Origin of the sequence: Nocardia sp. NPDC057272 (assembly GCF_042668615.1) — a bacterium.
GTDB lineage: Bacteria > Actinomycetota > Actinomycetes > Mycobacteriales > Mycobacteriaceae > Nocardia.
The window spans coordinates 25487-42818 of record NZ_JBHUYK010000018.1 but is presented as its reverse complement, the minus strand read 5'-3'; the positions used below and the strand labels follow the sequence as shown (position 1 = coordinate 42818).

Below are 17332 nucleotides of genomic sequence, written 5' to 3'. Positions count from 1 at the left end.
GACGCCGTATCTCGCCGGCCACGCCTGAGCGAATCGCTCACCGCACCATGACGACGCGCGAGTGCCTGCCCGTCGCGCCGTCGGGGAACGGGGTCGCCCTGGTGTCGGTCTGCACCGATCCGGTGGCGTCGACCGCGCGCACCCGAAGGGAATGCGTGCCGGGCGAGGCATCCCACGTCCAGGTCCACTGGCGCCAGGTATCGAGGGAGTAGGCGGCGGCGAGTGTGGTCGGTTGCCACGGTCCGTCGTCGACCTGGACTTCCACGGCATCGATCCCGCGGCCCTGGGCCCACGCCACGCCTGCCACGATCACCGGTCCGGCGTCCAGGTGCGCGAACGCCGCCGGGACGTCGATCCGGGATGCGGTTTTGATCGGTACCCGAGTTGCCCAGCCGCGTTGCGTCCAGTAGGCCTGTGCTCGGTCGAATCTGGTGAGTTCCAGATCGACAACCCACTTGGTGGCCGAGACGTAGCCATAGAGGCCGGGCACGATCATCCGCGCCGGGTAGCCGTGAGCGACCGGCAGCGGCTCGCCGTTCATCGCGACGGCGAGCAGAGCGTCGGGGTTGCCCAGCACCGCGGCCGATGGCGTGCTCGCGGTGAATCCGTCGACGCTGCGCGACAGGATCATGTCGGCATCGGGGGAGGGCCCCGCCTCGGCCAGGAGATCGGCCAGGCGGTATCCGGTCCACAGTGCGGTTCCGGCGAGATCCCCGCCGACTTCGTTCGAGACACAGGTGAGCGTGATGAGTGACTCGACCGCACGCCGGGCGCTCAATTCGTCGAAGTCGAGACGGATCTCGCGCTCCACCATCCCGTGGATGCGCAATCGCCACTGCGCGCGAGTCAGCGACGGAAGCTGAAGCGCGGTGTCGACGCGATAGAAATCCGGTGCGGGAGTGATGAATCGGGTGAGGCCGGGCACGACTCGGTCCATCTCGGGGGTGACCGGTGGCACCGGTGCGGCGACCCGAGGGAGCACGAAAGCTGCCCGGTCGGCGGCGATATCGCGCAGACGGCTGCCGATGACCCGGCCCGCCGCCCCGGCCGCCACTGCGCCGGCCGCCACCGCGGTCAGAGCGAGCAGGAACCCGCGCCGCGTCGGCCCGGCTTGCCGGTCGGCCTCGGCGGGCACGAGGAACAGCGCGCACAGCGCCGCCATGCCCGCCAACGATCCGACCACGGCCGGAACGACGAACAGCGGTGTGGCCGTAGGGCGGAGCAGCGCCAAGCCGCCCACGGCGATACCGAGAGCGCCGAGCAGCCCGGCCGCCCATGCTGGGCTGCGGCGGGCCACCAAGCCGATCATCGCGGCAGCCACGGCCATGACCGCGGCCATAGTGACGGCCAGTGCGAGTTTGTCATTGGTGCCGAACCAGCGGATCGCGCTGTCCTTCAACCACTTCGGCGTGTGATCGACCACGGTGGCACCGAGAACGAAGAAGGGGGACGACACCGGATCGATGAACACGGCGACGAGGTGTCCGACCCCGAGCACCAGCGCGGCGGCGGCCGCGGCCGCGGCCGCCCCCGCGAGCCGGCCCGGGCGGCGACGGGTGAAGCTGAAACGGCGGACCATGCTGTCACTCCTGGGGTTTCGAGTGCCGGCACGGCCCGCCGCAGCAGGTCAGCCGACTGTCATGCTGACGATCGGCGAGGTGGTCGGCCCGGGCGAACCACCGGCGGGTTCGACCGTCACCGCGAGCGTGTCGGCGACGTCGACCGTGGTCACGACCGAGGCAGGACCGTCCATCACCGCCACCGAAGTCGGGGTGCCCGCGCGGATCAGCCACAGCTGGTACGCGCGATCGGCAGGCAGCGCGGGCATGTCCTGGAACGACACCGCGGCCGCGCCCAGCGACTTCGACTCGTACACCGTCATCGCGCCGCCACCGGTGACGGCCACCGAGGACTCCCGGCTGTCGGGCTGGTCGAGCACCTGCTGCGCGGTGACCGCACCCGTACCGTCGTTCGCGCGTTCGATCACCACCCCGATACCGACACCGGCGCCGACCGCCACGATCGCCGCGGCGGCGACGGTCAACCATCGAAGGTGCCAGCGCCTGCCGGGCGCGCCGCGCCGTGCGAGCGGAGACGCCTGGGTGTCGTACCGGTCCAGCGCTCGCATCAGTGCGGATTCGAGGCGTGCCGGTGGCGGGACCGAGTCGAACACGGTCAGGTCCGCCATCGTCTCCTGGATGCGGCGGACGGCGGCCTGGAACTCGGCCACCCGGTCGGGGCCTGCGGCGTCGAGCCACTCCTCGAGCGCCTGTCGCTGGGGTGGATCCAGGGCGTCGATGGCGTAGGGGTAGGCCTCGTCCAGCCACGACCAAGGGGTCCGCCGATCGGTCTCGCTCATCGGGTATTCCCTCCGGTCAAACAGTTCTCGAGCCTTTTCAGGCCGTCTTTGATGCGGCTCTTCACCGTCGGCAACGGCACCGCCAAGGTCTCGGAGACCTCGAGGTAGGTGCGCCCGCCGTAGTACGCCAGCGCCACCGCTTGGCGCTGGAGTTCGGTCATGGTCTGCAGACAGTCCAGCACCGACTGCTCGTCGAGTCGCTGGGTGACCTCCTCGGCCACGACGTCGTGGTCGCGGCCGAGATGGGCGTGGCCGAACACGATGTCGCGGCGGGTGGCCGACTGCTCGGCCCGTACCCGGTCGACCGCGCGCCGATGGGTCAGCATCATCAGCCAGCCGATCGGGCTGGCCTTGGTCGCGTCGTACTGTCCCGCCAGCGACCAGACCTGAAGGAACACCTCCTGAGTGATGTCCTCGGCGGCGCCGTGGTTGCGCACCACGCGGAGCGCGAGACCGAACACCCGCGGGCTGGTGGCGCGGTAGAACTCGGCGAACGCTGCCCGATCGCCTGCCGCGACGTCGTCGAGCAGGTCGACCAGCCGCTCCTGGACGGCATGGTCGCGGCGGTCGCCCGTCGGGCAGGCCGGAGCGGGCTCGGTGACCGATCGCAGGTTGATCGGTGCGGAGCCGCGCCGGGCCGTCATCGGATGGTCCCTGCTTGCATCAGCATGAGAGGGATTTCGGCCTGCCTTCGGGTTCGGATGGGCGCCGCCGAGAAATTTCCGCGGCGACGCCGGAAAAAGCGCCGTCGCCGTCATCACGCCGCGGGCGGCATGAGCACGCTGTCGATCATGTACACGGTGGCGTTCGCGGTGCGCACGCCACCGCAGATCACGTTCGCGGCGCCGACCTTCAACGTGTCACCGGAGCCGCTGACCGTCACGTCGGCGCCCTGGACTGTCTTGTGCGTGCCCGCGATGCTCTGCGGCGAGATCTGGCCCGGCACCACGTGATAGGTGAGAATCGAGGTGAGCGTAGCCGAGTCGGTCTTCAACGAGTCGATCGTGGCCGGATCGATCTTCGCGAACGCCGAGTCGACGGGCGCGAAGACGGTGAACTGGCCACCGTTGAGGGTGTCGACGAGATTGACGTCGGGATTGAGTTTGCCCGAGACCGCCGAGGTCAACGTGGTGAGCATCGGGTTGTTGGACGCGGCGACGGCGACCGGCTCCTGGGCCATCCCGCTGACCGAGCCGGGTCCACTGGGCACCTGGGCGGCGTATTCCGCGCAGCCGGGCCCGACGAGGTCGGCGGCGGCGGACGCGCCGGTGGTCATCGGCGCCGTGGTCATCGGCGCGGAGGAGGTCGCGGCGGTGGTGCTCGAGTCGTCGTCGGAACAGGCCGAGAGGCCGAGTGCCGAGCCGAGGAGCAACGCCGCAACAAGGGTTTTCGGCAAGGATCGCATGGTGTTTCCGTCACTTCCGTCGAGGCGGCGAGGTGCCGCGTAGATGTTGGATGCAACGGAGTTCGGCTGGCTCGGTGGTTCGGATTGCCGACCATGGCCGTCGATATTTTCGACACGGTGCTAGCGCCCGGGCGTCGAACCGGACGACCCGTCCTCGGGTACCGGTTTCGCGTGGAGGACCAGCATGGCGGCGAGCAGTCGATCCCACGTGACGTCGGGAAGTTCGTGGCCGATGCCGGTCAGCGCGAGCAGATCGGCGCCGGGGATCTCGCGAGCCATGGCCTCGCCGTTGCCGTAGGGAAAGAACGGGTCATCGGTGCCGTGCGCGACCAGGGTCGGCACGGCGATCTCGCCCAGACGTTCCCGCCACCGGTCGCCGGCCTCGACATATGCCAGGTTGAGCACGCTGGAGGCCATGTCGGTGGTGCGGTCGACCATGTGGGTCGCGTGCCGGCGCGCCCGCAGTTCGTCGAATCCGTGTGTGCCCGCGCGTACCCGGGCCTGTTCCACGCCGTAATCGATCACCGCCGCCCGGTCGGACCAGTCAGGGTGGGGTCTGTCGGTGAAGAACGCCATGATCCGGTCCGAGTGCTCGGGCAGATCAGGGTCCGCCGGGCCGGGGGCGGTCGGACGGGTGTTGATCAGAGTCAGGGCGGACACCCGATCGGGGTGGTCGAGGGCAGCGAGCTGACAGATCCATCCGGCCACCGAGAAACCCACCAGGTGGGCTCGCGGAAGTTCGAAGACATCCATCAGCCCGACGAGATCCGCGACCAGATCCCGGAGGCTGTAGCCGGGAGCGCCCGGCGCGGAGGCGGTCGACCGGCCGGTATCGCGAATGTCGTAGCGCAGCACGAACCGGCCCGCGCCGGCGAGCCGGTCGCAGAACCGGTCCTCCCAGAACAGTCTCGACGTGCTCGGCAGCAGCACCGGTGGATGGCGCCGGTCCCCGAAGGTGCTCACACACAGGTCGACGTCACCGACGGCGACCCTGCGCTCGGGCGATCCCTGACCATGAAGCGGCATGGCGACTCCTCTGCGGTTGCGTCTGTGGAGAAGACGACCTGCGCAGCCGGAATTCATCGGTCTAGCTGCCCACGCAGTCGATGATCGGTGCGGGATAGTCCGCCGGGTCGACGGCCGCGCGCCACGGTCGGTGAATGCTCGTGCCGGGCAGGTGCGCCAGTTCGGGCAGCCACCGCCGCACATAGACGCCGTCGGGGTCGTAGCGCTCGGCCTGGCGCAGCGGATTGAGGACCCGGTTGGGCCGGGTGTCGGTGCCGGTGCCCGCGACCCACTGCCAGTTGAGCTGATTGTTGGCGAGGTCGGCGTCGACGAGCCAGCGCAGGAAGTGGGCCGCGCCGACCCGCCAGTCCTGGCGCAGCGACTTGGCGAGAAAGCTCGCCGCGATCAGCCGTGCTCGCCCCGGCATCCAGCCTTCCGCACGGAGCTGCCGCATGCCCGCGTCGACGATCGGGTAGCCGGTGTGCCCGTCTCGCCAGGCCGCGACGGCCTGTTCGTCGTCGGGGCCCGCGGTCACCCGCGTGCGGTAGTCCGACCAGGCGGCATCGGGACGGGCGGCGAGCACCTGATGGTGGAAATCGCGCCAGGCCAGCTGGCGGGCGAAGGCGAGTCCGCCGTCGGTCGCCGTATCGACCCGGCGCACCACCTCGGTGGGGGACACGCACCCGAAGTGGAGGTACGGCGAGAGCCGGGAGGTCGCGTCGGCGGCGAGGTCGTCGTTGTCGCGGGCATAGTCGGTGATCGGGCCGTCGAGCCAGTCGCGCAGCAGCGCACGTCCGGTGGATTCCCCGCCGACCCGCAATTGTGGCGACGGTCGCCCGGAACCGAGATCTGCCGGCTGAGGCAGCGCCGCACTCCGGATCGGTGGCACCGACAGCGAACGGGGCGCGGGCAGCGGAGTGCGGCGGTGGGCCGCGCTCCAGCGCCGGAAATAGGGGGTGAAGACGGCGAAGTGATCGCGTCCGGTCGACGGGACGAGTTCGGCGGAGGTGGCTGTGACGGAACCGGAATGGCAGTGCACGACGGTGTCAGGGTTGCGGCGCAACGCCTGCTCGCGCTGCCTGCTGTAGCGGCTGACATCCTCGGCCAGGTGCACGCTCGTGGCGCCGGTCTCCTCGATCACCTCGTCGAGGACATCGGCCACCGCGCCGCGGCGCACGACGAGCGTGCCGCCGAGCGCGCGCAGTTCCTTGTCGAGTTCGGCGAGTGCGGCGGCGAGGAAGTGCGCGCGATTGGGCGGGCAGCGATCGGGCACCAGTACCTCGTCGACGACGAACAGTGGTACCACCCGGTCGGCCTCGCGAGCCGCAGCGGTGAGCACCGGATTGTCGTGAACGCGCAGGTCACGGGTGAACAGGGCGATCGCGACGCTCATCGTGCGCAGAGGGGCAGGACACCCTCGCGGCCGCCGGTCGTGGGTGAGGTGAGGTAGACGCACGGGTCCTGGCCCGCGATTCTGATCGCCTCGTCGATCCGCTGCCAGGTGCTCTCGTCCAGGGCCGGGGTGCGGGAGAGGACGAAACCTGACAATCTGCTCGGCGAGGTGACCAGGGCCCACGAGTAGTCCGGGCCGAGTGCGGTCACCAGGTAGTTGGTCGGTCCCTCGCGCCCGTCCTGGCCGGCGACACCCGGAAAGCTCACGTGCAGTTGCGCGTTCGTGACCGGGTCGTTCACCGTCGCGGTGCCACGGATCTCGTCGACGCCGCTACTCCAGGTGTGGCAGCGATTGTGGACGGCGATGTCGCCGCGCGCGTCGAGGCTGTAGTTCGCGGAGGTGTCGCGCGCGCAATTGAGGTTGAACACCTGCGGTACTGCCGCGAGCTGGTGCCAATCGCCGAGATAGCGGTCGAGGTCCAGACTCGGCACCGGCGCGGGTGGCGCGGCGGCCGCGGAGCCGGAGCCTGCCACGGTGAGGCCAACGGCGAACAGCAAGGCGGTGGTCCACGGGCCGAATCGGGTGCGCACAGGAAACTCCTCGCGTAGTCGGTGTTCTTCCATGCTAACAGCAATTGATGCACTATTGATGCATGATGCGGACGGTTCAGCGGGTTGTCGGCTCGACGGGCGCGACCGGGCGCCGACGCGCGGAGGCCGGGCCGTGACGCGCCCGTCGAGGCGTTCCGGGCAGAATGAGGCGATGCCCGCCGGTTCTGCTCCTGTCTCCGCCGCGGCCGGTTTCACGGTTCGCGCGGTGGCCGACCGTCTCGGCATCCCGACCGCGACCCTGCGGAGCTGGAATCGCCGCTACGGCATCGGTCCCGCCCAGGACCGGCCCGGCCGCCATCGGCTCTACACCGACACCGATATCGCCGTGCTCGAGCACATGCTCGAGCTGATCGGCGGGGGCGCGAGTCCCGCCGGGGCCGCGGCGGCGGCCCGTGGGCCGGCGCCGGCCCTCGGTGACCGTGCCGGCCTGCTCGACGCGGCGTTCGCGCTGGACACCACCACCGTCTGCGCCCATCTGGACGCCCATGTGCGGGCTCATGGCGTCGTGCAGACCTGGGAGGCCCTGTGCCGCCCCGCGTTCACCGATATCGTCGCGCGCCAGGGCGGCGGTGAGGGATGCATCGACGTCGAACACCTGCTGTCATGGTCCATCGCGGCGGTCATGCAGCAGGTGAAACCGGCGCGGAGCAGCGCGCCCGTGCTGCTCGCGTGCACGAGCGGCGAAACGCATTCGCTGCCCCTCGACGTGCTGCGTGCCGCCTTGGCGCAGGCCGGGGTAGGTGCGCGCATGCTGGGCGCCGACGTGCCGACGGTCGCGTTGTCCGATGCGCTCGCCCGGCATTCGAACGAGGCCTCGGTGCTGCTGTGGTCGCAACGTGAGTCGACTGCGTTGACCTCGGCGGTGCTGGCCTGTGCGGGGTCCGGTGCCCGGGTGCTCGTCGGGGGGCCGGGCTGGGACGCCGCGCTGTTGCCCGACACGGTCGAGCGGATCGGTAGCCTGGCGGCCGCGGTCGACGCGTTGCGCTGAATGCGTTCGGGTACATCATCTTTCCGCCTCGGTGTCGCCGATCAACCGCGTTCCCGGCTGGGCGCCACTGCGAGATCTGACCTGGCCACCATCGAACGATGCGCAGGCGATGCGATGCAGGAAATAGTCGAATCCCACGTCGGCGAACCCGCTGACACGGATCGTCCGCTCGCGAGGACCGGTGCCGGACCGTGTCAGCCCGCCGTCCGCCCCAGCAGGTGCCGCAGCGTCTGCTCCAGATCCTCGCTCCGGAAGACGTGCCCGGCCTTCGTCAGCTGGGTCGGCGTCACCCGCTGACTGGCCTCGGCGAGTTCGCGCGCGCCCTGCTTGCCCAGCAGTACCGCCGGGCCGAAGCTCGGGACCGGCAGCAGCGCCGGGCGATGCAGCACTCGCGCCAGCACGCGGGTGTACTCGCTGTTGCGAACCGGCTGTGGCGCAACGGCATTGACCGGACCGGCCAGCGTGTCGTCCCAGAGGGCGCGATGGTAGACATCGACGAGATCGTCGATACCGATCCATGACAACCACTGTCGGCCGTCCCCGATCCGCCCGCCGAGACCGGCGCTGAACAACGGCCGCAGCAACCGCAGCGTGCCCCCACGCGGAGACTGCACGATGCCGGTACGCACCCGCACCACCCGCACACCGCCCACCGCGGCGGGCTCGCACGCGTCCTCCCACTGTTCGACCACATCGGCCAGGAATCCGTCACCGCGCTCGGACTTCTCGGTCAGCGCCTGCTCGCCACGGTCATAGCCGTAATAACCGATGGCGGAGGCGCTGACGAAGGTTTCGACGCCCGAGGCCGCGGCCAGCTCGGCGAGCCGCCGGGTCGGCTCGATGCGGCTGTCGGCCACCGCACGCCGGTGCGCGGCGGTGAATCGGCCCGCGATCGACGCCCCGGCCAGATGCACCACGGCATCGATGTCGGCGAGCAGGTCGGCGGCGGGCGCGTCGGGGTCCCACTGTCGTTCGTCGGGATGCTGTGCGGGATGGCGGACCAACCGCACCACGCGGTGGCCGCCGGTGCTGAGGAAGGCGCTCAGCGCGGAGCCGACCAGCCCCGACGCGCCGGTCATCGCGATCGTCGTCGGCCCCAGGCCGGCCTGCGCCGCGCGGCGGTGGCTCGCCAGATCGTCGGTGAGCTGGCGATAGCGGTAATCGAACATCGGCCGTAACACCGACTCCGGAATCGGCGTCCGCACCCGATCGATGACACGGGTGTGCGTGGCGTCGACCTCGGCGAACTCGTGGACGTGCTGCCACGGCAACAGCCGGGAGACCGGCAGCGAGGCCGGTCCGCCCGCCGCGACTGCGTCGGCGAACCGCTCGGGCGGCCGGTACTGCTCGGGGTCGTGTTGAGCGATCCAGCGCAGCCCGCCGGGCAGGCCGAGCACCGCTCGCCCGGTGGCCAGCGAATCGGCTTCGGAGATCAGGGTGACCGGCTGCCACGGCGGCGCCAATCGCGTGAACGCACCGCGACGGGCGAACCAGGCGAAAACGTCGGCCCTGGGTGTTGCAACGATGTCAGAACACTCGATGCCCATCCCTCGACTGTAGTCACGATCCGCCGTGATCCATGGCTGCCATGTCCATGTCCATGCGCGCGGGTGCGGCTTGCTGCCCGGGGGCCAGCACCAGGAACTGGCCCATCATGCCCTGGTCTTCGTGGTGGAGCAGGTGGCAGTGGTACATGTAGGGATAGGTGGGGTCGGTGTGGTCGGCGAAATGCATGGCCAGGGTGTAGGTGGCGCCCGGTGCGGTGTAGACGGTGTCCTTCCAGCCGGAAAGGGCTGGAGGAGGCGGTGTTCCGTCGACGGCGACGATCTGGAATTGGACATCGTGGACGTGGAAGTTGTGGGGCCAGTTGTCCTTGTTGCGGACCGTCCAGACTTCGGTGGTGTCGACGGGGATGGTCATGTCGATGCGGTTCATGTCCATGCGGCGGTTGTTGATCATGAACCACTGGAGGTCGAACGAACGGGTCGGTGGGGTGGTCGCGGCGGCGAGGGCGGGCATCGGGATCAGCGTCGTCGGTAGCGCGGCGGAGGGTCGCACAGTGGCGGCGGCACGCAGTGTCAGGATGTCGAAGGTGTCGTCGAAACCGAACTCGCCCGCGCGGTCGATACCCGCGCGCTCGGTGATCGGCAGCGACCGTAACGTGACGTTCTCGTCCGGACCGAGGGCGACCACCAGCTCGACCCGCTCGCCGGGGCTGAGCTGAATCCGGGTCAGCGCAATGGGTTCCGAGAGCAGACCGCCGTCGGTGGCGATGAGCTGGAACGCCCTGCCGTCGCCGAAGGCGAGCTGGTAGAGCCGGCCCGACGAGCCGTTGAGGATCCGCAACCGGACCCGGTCGGTGGTGACGGGCAGGTGGGCGTTCGCGATGCCGTTGGTGACGATCGTGTCGCCGAGCAGGCCGACGTCGGTGGCGTCGGATTCGTCGAGGGCACCGTCGGCGGTGAACCGGCGATCCTGGATCACCAGCGGAATGTCGTCGACGCCATAGTCTTTCGGCAGATCCAAGGCGTCCGACGCGTCGTCGTCGATCAGGAACAAGCCCGAAAGGCCGCGGTGGACATGCTTTTCGGTCGCGCCGTGCGGATGTGGGTGGTACCAGAGCGTCGCGGCCTGCTGCTGCACGGTCCACTGCGGCGCCCACTGCGCACCCGGCCCGATCATCTGATGGGGGCCACCGTCGAACTTCGCGGGCAGGTGCATGCCGTGCCAGTGCACCGACGTGGGTTCGGGCAGGTCGTTGGTGATGGTGAACGCGACCTTCTCGCCGCGTCGAGCCCGCACGGTGGGGCCGAGGACCGAACCGCTGTACCCCCATGTCGGGGTCTGCTTGCCCCGGATCATCTCGGTCGTGCCCGGCTGGGCTCGCAGCGTGAATCGGCGGACGCCGTCCGCGCCGACGGTGGACGCGGCCAGCGGTGGGATCGGTAGCGGCCGGGTCGACCCGGGTGCCGAACCAGGTGCCGAGGGGCGGATCGAGCACCCGGCCGCGTAGGCCACCGGTGCGAGGGCGAGCCCGGTGAGAAATCCTCGTCGCGAGACCACGTGTGCTCCTTCTGTGCGGGAACCTCCAGCTTCGTTCGGCGGCGGCGGCGGGGACTCCGCCGAACGGCCCGACCCGGACCGCCGGATTCCACCCGCGCGGCCCTTGCGCACACGCGGGCCGCCTGGTATCCCGAGCCGATCCAGAACGGCTCGCCGACTGAGCTCCCTCGCGGCTCCCGCCGGTTCCCGCGCGGGCGCGCCGACCGCCTGCTCGCGCGGTCCGAACCACTCGGTCGCTTACCGTGGGGGCGTGATCGACATCCGCGCCCACCGCGACTGGCGAGGGCTACTGCGGTGGCTGCCGCTGGCGCTGATCCCGGTGTTGCTGCTGGCCAGCACCTACCCGGGCCAGTACCGTGTGCCGCCGCACTACTGGCTGCTGGCGATGACCGCTGCCGTGGTGTTTCCGGCCGGGTGGCCGCTCGCGGTGTCGCTCGCACTGTCGGCGCTGGCCGTGCCGATGCTGCGCACCGACGCCTGGGGAGTGTCCGGGCTGGCGCCGTACCTCGGCGCGGTGGCCCTGGTCGATGTGGTGGCGCGCACGCACCGGTGGTCGACCGTCGCGGTGGCGACCGCGGGCTGGGCCGCGGCTGTGACGCTCGGGCGGGTCGGGTTACACGACAGCTCGATCGGGCGGGCGTCGACCCTCGTCGAGGCCGCGGCATATGTGGGTCTTCCGTTGCTGCTCGGGTTGTACCTGCGTGGGCAGCGTGACCTGGCGCAGAATCTGCGCCTGCGCGCCGAGGAGGCGCAAGCGCGTACCCGCCTCGACGAGCGCGCCGCGCTGGCCAGGGAACTCCACGATGTGGTCGCTCACCACATGGCCTCGATCGTGCTGCGGACCTCGGTGGCGGGACATGTTGTGCGCGAAGCCGATCCGCGCGTGACCGCAGTGCTCGACGATGTGCGCGACACCGCGGCCGATGCGCTCGCCGACATTCGCCGCTTGCTCGCTGCTCTGCGCGATCCGGCCCTCGGCGCCGTCGCCCTGGTCGACACCGACGCGGTCACGACCGAGGTCGAGGCGGCGCTCACTCGGGTTCGTGCTGCCGGGTTCACTGTCGTGGCCGAGGTCGACACCGACCTCGGCGGGCTCGACGCGATCAGCAGGCTCACGCTGTTGCGTCTGGTGCAGGAGTCGCTGACCAATGTGATGAAGCACGCGGATCGTGCGGTGCCGGTGCGGTTCGCGATCATCAGGCGCGACGGCGCGATCACCCTCGAAGTCGTCAACAGCGGTCGCGAGCGGGCGACGGCGCCGCCGGGACACGGGATCGTCGGGATGCGCGAGCGCGCTGAACTCGCCGGGGGCAGCCTCGCTGTCGGAACGGGCGCGGACGGTGACGCGAAGTGGACGGTGCGTGCTCGGTTACCGGACACCACGAGGGGAGTGGGGCTGTCGTGATCACCGTCTTGCTGGTCGACGATCAGCGCCTCGTGCGCGCGGGCCTGCGGATGCTCATCGAGGACACCACCGACCTCGCCGTCGTCGGGGAGGCGGCCGACGGTGTCGAGGCGGTGCGGCTCTACGCCGAGCTCGCCCCCGACCTGGTCGTGATGGACCTGCGGATGCCCGGCCTCGACGGTGTCGCGGCGACCCGGCAGATCCTGGCCGCGTCACCATGCGCGAAAGTGCTGGTGCTGACCACTTTCGACGACGACGAACACCTGTTTCCCGCGCTGTCCGCCGGAGCCGCGGGCTATTTCGTCAAGGACACCGAGCCCGCCGTGCTGCTCGATGCGATCCGGCGCACGGTGGAGGGCGATCTGATGTTCTCGCCCGCGCTGCTGCGCCGCCTGGTCGACCGGGCGCTCACGGCGCCGTCGCCGCCGGTCCGCACTCCCGAGCTGACGCCACGCGAGCTCGACGTCCTTCGTCTCGTGGCCCAGGGGTACGGCAACCAGGAGATCGCTGACCAGCTCCACCTGGGCGTCAGCACCGTCAAGACCCACATCGCCAACCTGCTCGGCAAGACCGGCACCGACAACCGCGTTCGCCTCGCCGTCTACGCGGCAGAGGTCATCGGCCGCTGATATCTCGAGAATCTCCATGGTGGGCTTCGCGGTGGCATTGCTCGAGGCGGAGGGGCCCGCGCATCGGCGGGCCCGATTCACCGTCGCAGCACGATGATTCGCCGAATTGGCGTGGTGTTCGGTGACGAATCGGTAAGAAACCGGTAACGACAGTGTGATCCAGCCCGATATTGTGACGAGCCGCACTGAGCGGTCGGTTTTCGCATGGAGGTTGGATCGGTGAGGTGCCGCAGCGCGGTTTCGGCGGTGCTCGTCGTGGTGGGCTCGATGATGGGCGTGAGCGGGGCGCATGCGCAAGAGCCGGAACCGATTGCCGCGGTGGTGAATCAGACCGTCACAATCGACGGTTCGCGGGCCGAGGTGACCGCGATCGACGGTCGGCAGGTGACCGTACGGATCCACTCGGCCGCCATGGGTCGCGAGGTCTCGGTGAAGGTTCAGCGCCCCGCCGACACCTCGGTACCGCGGCCGTCGCTGTATCTGGTGAACGGCGCGGGCGGCGGCGAGGACACTGCCACCTGGGAACAGAACACCGACGTCGTCGACTTCTTGGCGGGCAAGGACGTCAACGTCGTCATGCCGATCGGTGGCGCGTGGAGCTACTACACCGACTGGCGCGAGCCGGATCCGATGCTGGGCGTGAACAAATGGCGGACCTTCTTCCTCGACGAACTGCCCACGCTCGTCGACACGATGTTCGCCACGACGGGCAGGAACGCGATCGCGGCGAACTCGATGACGGCCACCTCCGTGCTACAGCTGGCGATCGCGAAACCGGGACTGTTCCGCTCGGTCGCCGCCTACAGCGGCTGTGCCCAGATCAGCGACCCGGTGGGCAGGCAGTTCGTCAATGTCGTGGTCGGAACCGGCGGCGGCGACGCGTCGAACATGTACGGTCCGCCCGGTGATCCGGCCTGGGCGGCCAACGACCCCGTCGTGAACGCCGAGGGGCTGCGCGGCACCAAGCTCTACGTCTCGAACGGCAACGGCCTGCCCGGCGAGTTCGACAAGCTCGGCGACTCGCACCTGGTGACCTGGGGTCCGGTCGGGTTGGCCAACCAGATCGTCGTCGGCGGCGTCATCGAGGCCACGACCCGCTGGTGCACCAAGAACCTGCAGAATCGCCTGGAAGAACTGGACATTCCCGCGACCTTCGACCTGTCGACCCAGGGCACCCACTCGTGGGGCTACTGGCAGAAGGCCTTCAAGAACTCCTGGCCGCTGCTGGCCGAGGGGATGGAGATCCCCGCCTGATCAGTCGAGCTCGAACAACCGCGCCGCGTTGTCGTGGCAGACCTTGCGCAGCCACTCCGGACCGAGGTCCAGGCGTTCCACTGCGGCGACGGACTCGGCGTAGGGATACGGGATATTGGGGAAGTCGCTGCCGAACAGAATGCGATCGGCGAAGCGGCGCAGGCGTTCTCGTTCGGCGGGCGGGAAGGGTGCATCGCCTTCGCTGAAATCGGTCCACACCATGGTGGTGTCGAGGTAGAGCCGCGGGTACTGCTCGGCCAGGTCGAGGAACTCGCTGTACTCGGGGGTCCCCATGTGCGCGATGATCAAGCGCAGGGTCGGGAAGCGCCGCAGGAGTTCGGCGATGGGCGCGGGTCCGGTGAATTCGCCGGGGGCGGGACCCGATCCGCAGTGGATCAGAACGGGCGTGCCGGTTTCGGCGAGGATCGCCCACACCGGGTCGAGCAGCGGATCCAAGGGCGAGAACGCGCCGACCTGGATGTGTACCTTGAACACTCGCGCGCCACGGTCGATGGCCTCGCGGACGTAGCGCGGCGCGTCCGGCTCGGGGTAGAAGGTGGCGGTGTGCAGGCAATCGGGGGTGCGTGCGGCGAACTCGGCGGTCCAGTCGTTGAGCCAGGCGCCCATCTCCGGCTTGTGCGGGTACACCAGGGAGGTGAACGCCCGAATGCCGAAGTCGCGCAGGGTCTTCAGGCGCACCTGTTCGTCGTCGCGATAGGTGATCGGCCACGGACGGCCCGTCAGCGGCCCCGCGGTGTCGAAGTAGGCCCAGACCTTGCGCATCACCTGGTCGGGCATGAAGTGGGTGTGGACGTCGATGATCGCGGGCAGCTGGTAGCGCGCGCGGAAGTCGGCGAGGTAGGCGACAGTGTCTACGGTCATGACTGCTCCGGGTAGAGGCGGCGGGCCAGGGCGCCGACGCGGGTGACGAGGCGTTCGAAGAAAACGGCGGGGTCGGTGCCGATCACGATGTCGGCGTTGGGTTCCCGGCCCCACATGCCCGCCCAGTCGGCGACCGTGGTGGCACGGGTGATGGTGCCGGCCAGCTCCACGTCGACGGTGGCCGGGCGGGTGGTCACCGAGGCCGGGTCGAGCGCGACCGCGGCCGCGAACGGGTCGTGCATGTGGGCCAGATATCCCAGGTCGTACTGGTGGTGGAAGTCGAAATAGAACCGCACCGCGTCGGTGAGATAGCGGATGATCGGATTGCCGGCCGCCGAACGGAATTCGGGGGGATCACCCGCACCGACATGCTCGATCGGAGCGCTGTGTGCCGCCTGTGCGAGCAGAACGAGATGTTCGGGCAGCATCTCGATGGACTCGGTGATATCCAGTGCGCACACCAGCGGCCTGCGCTCCGGGGGCGCCGCCGAGAAGGCGTCGAACACTTCCTTGGCCGCTTCGGGGTCGACGTGGATGTTCCACTCGTTGGTCGGAGTCGTATTGCCGGGATGGTTGAACGCGCCGCCCATGATGACGAGACGATTCAGCAGACGCGGCAGCTCGGGCTCGATGCGCAGGGCCAGTGCGAGATTGGTCAGCGGGCCAGTGCACAAGCCGATCACCTCGCCCGGGGCGGCACGGACCAGGTCCACCCAGAGCTGGGCCGCCGATCGGGACGACAGCGCACGCGAGGACACGGGCAGCTCGGCGTAGCCGAGTCCCTGCGGACCGTGGGTGTCCTCGGTGGTACGCAAGGGGACGGCGAGCGGCTCGGCCGCACCGAGCGCCACCTCGATCTCGGGGGCCCGGCCCAGGTCGAGTATCGCCAGGGTGTTCGCCGCGACCTGGGCGCCGTCCACGTTGCCGGCGGTGGCCGCGATGCCGATGATCTCGGCCTCGTCGCAGGCCAGCAGATACAGGATGGCCAGGGAGTCGTCGATTCCGGTATCGACGTCGAGGATGATCTTCTGCGGCACGTCATCGAGAGTAGCCGCGGACCTGTCGAGGTCCGCGGCCAGTCGGCGGGTGGGTCAGTAGGTCGGGAGGGCGAATTCCTCGGTGTGGCCGAAGAAGATCTTCTTGGTGAGCGGACGCATCGGGCGCGACATCATCAGCCGCACGTTCGTCTTGGCGAGCCGCGTCAACAGCGGGGACTTCGGGATCATCATCGCCATGCCGCCACCGGGGATCTCCTTGGCCTTGTCGAGGAACGGCGAGATCTTGTCCTGGTAGCGCTGCTGCGCGGCGGCCAGATCGGCCGGGGTGGCCGCGATCTCGGCGGCTAGGATGTAGGCGCCCACGATGGCCATCGCGGTGCCCATGCCGGTCAGCGGTGAGCCGCAGTAGCCCGCGTCGCCGATCAGTGTCACGCGACCGACGGACAATTCGGGAACGTCGACGCGGGCGACTTCGTCGAAGTAGAAGTCGGGGGTGGACTCCATCGCCGCGAGGACGGCGGGGGCATGCCAGCCCGCGTCGCCGATCGTCTTCCTGATCAGCGCGCGCTGAGCGTCGACGTCACGGCGCAGCGCCGGGTCCGGCTCGGTGCGCATGGTGATGATCGCCTTGGCGGTGCTCGGGTCGGCGTCGGGACGGATGCCGAGCATGGCGCCGGGCACCAGGCGCATGCTGAACCAGCCGGGCTCCACATCGGCGGGCTTGGGCATGGTGAAGAAGGCGCCGTAGCCGCCGAGGTTGGTGCTGAACTTCTCCTCGGGCCCGAAGACCAGTCGTCGCATCGCCGAGTGGATGCCGTCGGCGCCGATCACCAGGTCGAACCGCTCGGTGGCCCCGGAGGCGAACGTGACGTCCACGCCGGTGTCGTCCTGGACGACCTGGTCGATCCACTCGCCGTAGCGGTAGTCCAGCTGACCGTTGTCGGCGGTGGCCAGCGCGTCGAGGAGCACGTGATTGAGGTCGCCCCGGGTGATCTCGATTTCGGCGACGGCGCCCTGTCCGTCGAAGTCCTCCATCGCCATCCTGGCGTAGATCTTGCCGTCGCCGTCGATGTAGGACATGCCGCGCTCGTCGAGCTGGTACTTGGCGATGCCCTCCATCAGGCCCATCCGCTCCGCGGCTTCCTTGCTCGGGCCGCGCAGGTCGACGGCCTGGCCGCCGGGGCGGGGGACCGCGGCGCGCTCGACAACGGTGGTGCGAATGCCGTTGCGCAGCAACTGGAGTGCGACCGCGTTGCCGGCGATGCCGCCGCCGGAGACGAGAACGTGGAGGGTGCTGGTGATGCTCATGATGTGTTTCCCGTCTGATGTACGAATGTCTT

General features: G+C 69.5%; 16 protein-coding genes. 4 read left to right on the top strand and 12 right to left on the bottom strand.

What is annotated here, in order from left to right:
• Positions 1-37 precede the first annotated feature (37 nt).
• The 7 genes from ACFULV_RS22875 to ACFULV_RS22845 all read right to left on the bottom strand — a co-directional run bounded on the left by ACFULV_RS22875 (position 38) and on the right by ACFULV_RS22845 (position 6752).
• Positions 38-1579: a molybdopterin-dependent oxidoreductase gene (locus tag ACFULV_RS22875; RefSeq protein ID WP_378659794.1), complete on the bottom strand. Its 1542-nt coding sequence runs from the start codon at positions 1577-1579 to the stop codon at positions 38-40.
• A 48-nt stretch (positions 1580-1627) separates the two neighbouring features.
• The gene (locus ACFULV_RS22870; protein ID WP_378659791.1) at positions 1628-2359 is read right to left on the bottom strand and encodes an anti-sigma factor domain-containing protein; all 732 of its coding nucleotides are present in this window, start codon (positions 2357-2359) and stop codon (positions 1628-1630) included.
• Entirely contained in the window at positions 2356-3003 is a 648-nt protein-coding gene (gene sigK, locus ACFULV_RS22865; protein WP_378631317.1) for an ECF RNA polymerase sigma factor SigK, read from the bottom strand. The genes ACFULV_RS22870 and sigK overlap by 4 nt, the downstream gene beginning before the upstream one ends.
• Positions 3004-3116: 113 nt before the next feature.
• Positions 3117-3764 carry a fasciclin domain-containing protein gene (locus ACFULV_RS22860; protein ID WP_378631319.1) on the bottom strand — a complete coding sequence of 216 codons (648 nt, stop codon included), beginning with the start codon at positions 3762-3764 and terminating at the stop codon, positions 3117-3119.
• 120 nt (positions 3765-3884) lie between these two features.
• Complete coding sequence (locus ACFULV_RS22855; RefSeq protein ID WP_378659788.1) at positions 3885-4790, bottom strand: alpha/beta fold hydrolase; 906 nt, start codon at positions 4788-4790, stop codon at positions 3885-3887.
• Between the two features lie 61 nt (positions 4791-4851).
• Positions 4852-6162 carry a cryptochrome/photolyase family protein gene (locus ACFULV_RS22850; protein WP_378659786.1) on the bottom strand — a complete coding sequence of 437 codons (1311 nt, stop codon included), beginning with the start codon at positions 6160-6162 and terminating at the stop codon, positions 4852-4854.
• Complete coding sequence (locus ACFULV_RS22845; protein ID WP_378659783.1) at positions 6159-6752, bottom strand: lipocalin family protein; 594 nt, start codon at positions 6750-6752, stop codon at positions 6159-6161. Before ACFULV_RS22845 ends, ACFULV_RS22850 begins: the two co-directional genes overlap by 4 nt.
• 172 nt (positions 6753-6924) lie before the next feature.
• Here ACFULV_RS22845 and ACFULV_RS22840 point away from each other — a divergent pair, with 172 nt between their 5' ends.
• Positions 6925-7761: a MerR family transcriptional regulator gene (locus tag ACFULV_RS22840; RefSeq protein ID WP_378631325.1), complete on the top strand. Its 837-nt coding sequence runs from the start codon at positions 6925-6927 to the stop codon at positions 7759-7761.
• Between the two features lie 194 nt (positions 7762-7955).
• Here the strand turns inward: ACFULV_RS22840 and ACFULV_RS22835 are convergent, their stop codons facing one another.
• Entirely contained in the window at positions 7956-9308 is a 1353-nt protein-coding gene (locus ACFULV_RS22835; protein ID WP_378631326.1) for a TIGR01777 family oxidoreductase, read from the bottom strand.
• Positions 9309-9321: 13 nt separating this feature from the next.
• Positions 9322-10824 (bottom strand): multicopper oxidase family protein, encoded by a 1503-nt coding sequence (locus tag ACFULV_RS22830; protein ID WP_378659780.1) that lies wholly within the window; start codon positions 10822-10824, stop codon positions 9322-9324.
• A 250-nt stretch (positions 10825-11074) separates the two neighbouring features.
• On the opposite strand from ACFULV_RS22830, the gene ACFULV_RS22825 reads away from it, so the two are divergent.
• From ACFULV_RS22825 to ACFULV_RS22815, 3 genes are all read left to right on the top strand, one after another.
• Positions 11075-12229: a sensor histidine kinase gene (locus ACFULV_RS22825; protein WP_378659777.1), complete on the top strand. Its 1155-nt coding sequence runs from the start codon at positions 11075-11077 to the stop codon at positions 12227-12229.
• A complete protein-coding gene (locus ACFULV_RS22820; protein ID WP_378659775.1) occupies positions 12226-12858 on the top strand; it encodes a response regulator in 633 nt (210 codons plus the stop codon). Before ACFULV_RS22825 ends, ACFULV_RS22820 begins: the two co-directional genes overlap by 4 nt.
• 204 nt (positions 12859-13062) lie before the next feature.
• Complete coding sequence (locus ACFULV_RS22815) at positions 13063-14112, top strand: alpha/beta hydrolase (RefSeq protein ID WP_378659772.1); 1050 nt, start codon at positions 13063-13065, stop codon at positions 14110-14112.
• Here the strand turns inward: ACFULV_RS22815 and ACFULV_RS22810 are convergent, their stop codons facing one another.
• From ACFULV_RS22810 to ACFULV_RS22800, 3 genes are read right to left on the bottom strand one after another with little or no spacing between them, the layout of a single operon-like run.
• Complete coding sequence (locus ACFULV_RS22810) at positions 14113-14994, bottom strand: amidohydrolase family protein (protein WP_378659770.1); 882 nt, start codon at positions 14992-14994, stop codon at positions 14113-14115.
• Positions 14991-16031, bottom strand: a complete 1041-nt coding sequence (locus ACFULV_RS22805; RefSeq protein ID WP_378659768.1) for a nucleoside hydrolase — start codon at positions 16029-16031, stop codon at positions 14991-14993. The genes ACFULV_RS22810 and ACFULV_RS22805 overlap by 4 nt, the downstream gene beginning before the upstream one ends.
• Positions 16032-16085: 54 nt before the next feature.
• Entirely contained in the window at positions 16086-17300 is a 1215-nt protein-coding gene (locus ACFULV_RS22800; RefSeq protein ID WP_378659766.1) for an FAD-dependent monooxygenase, read from the bottom strand.
• Positions 17301-17332: the final 32 nt, after the last annotated feature.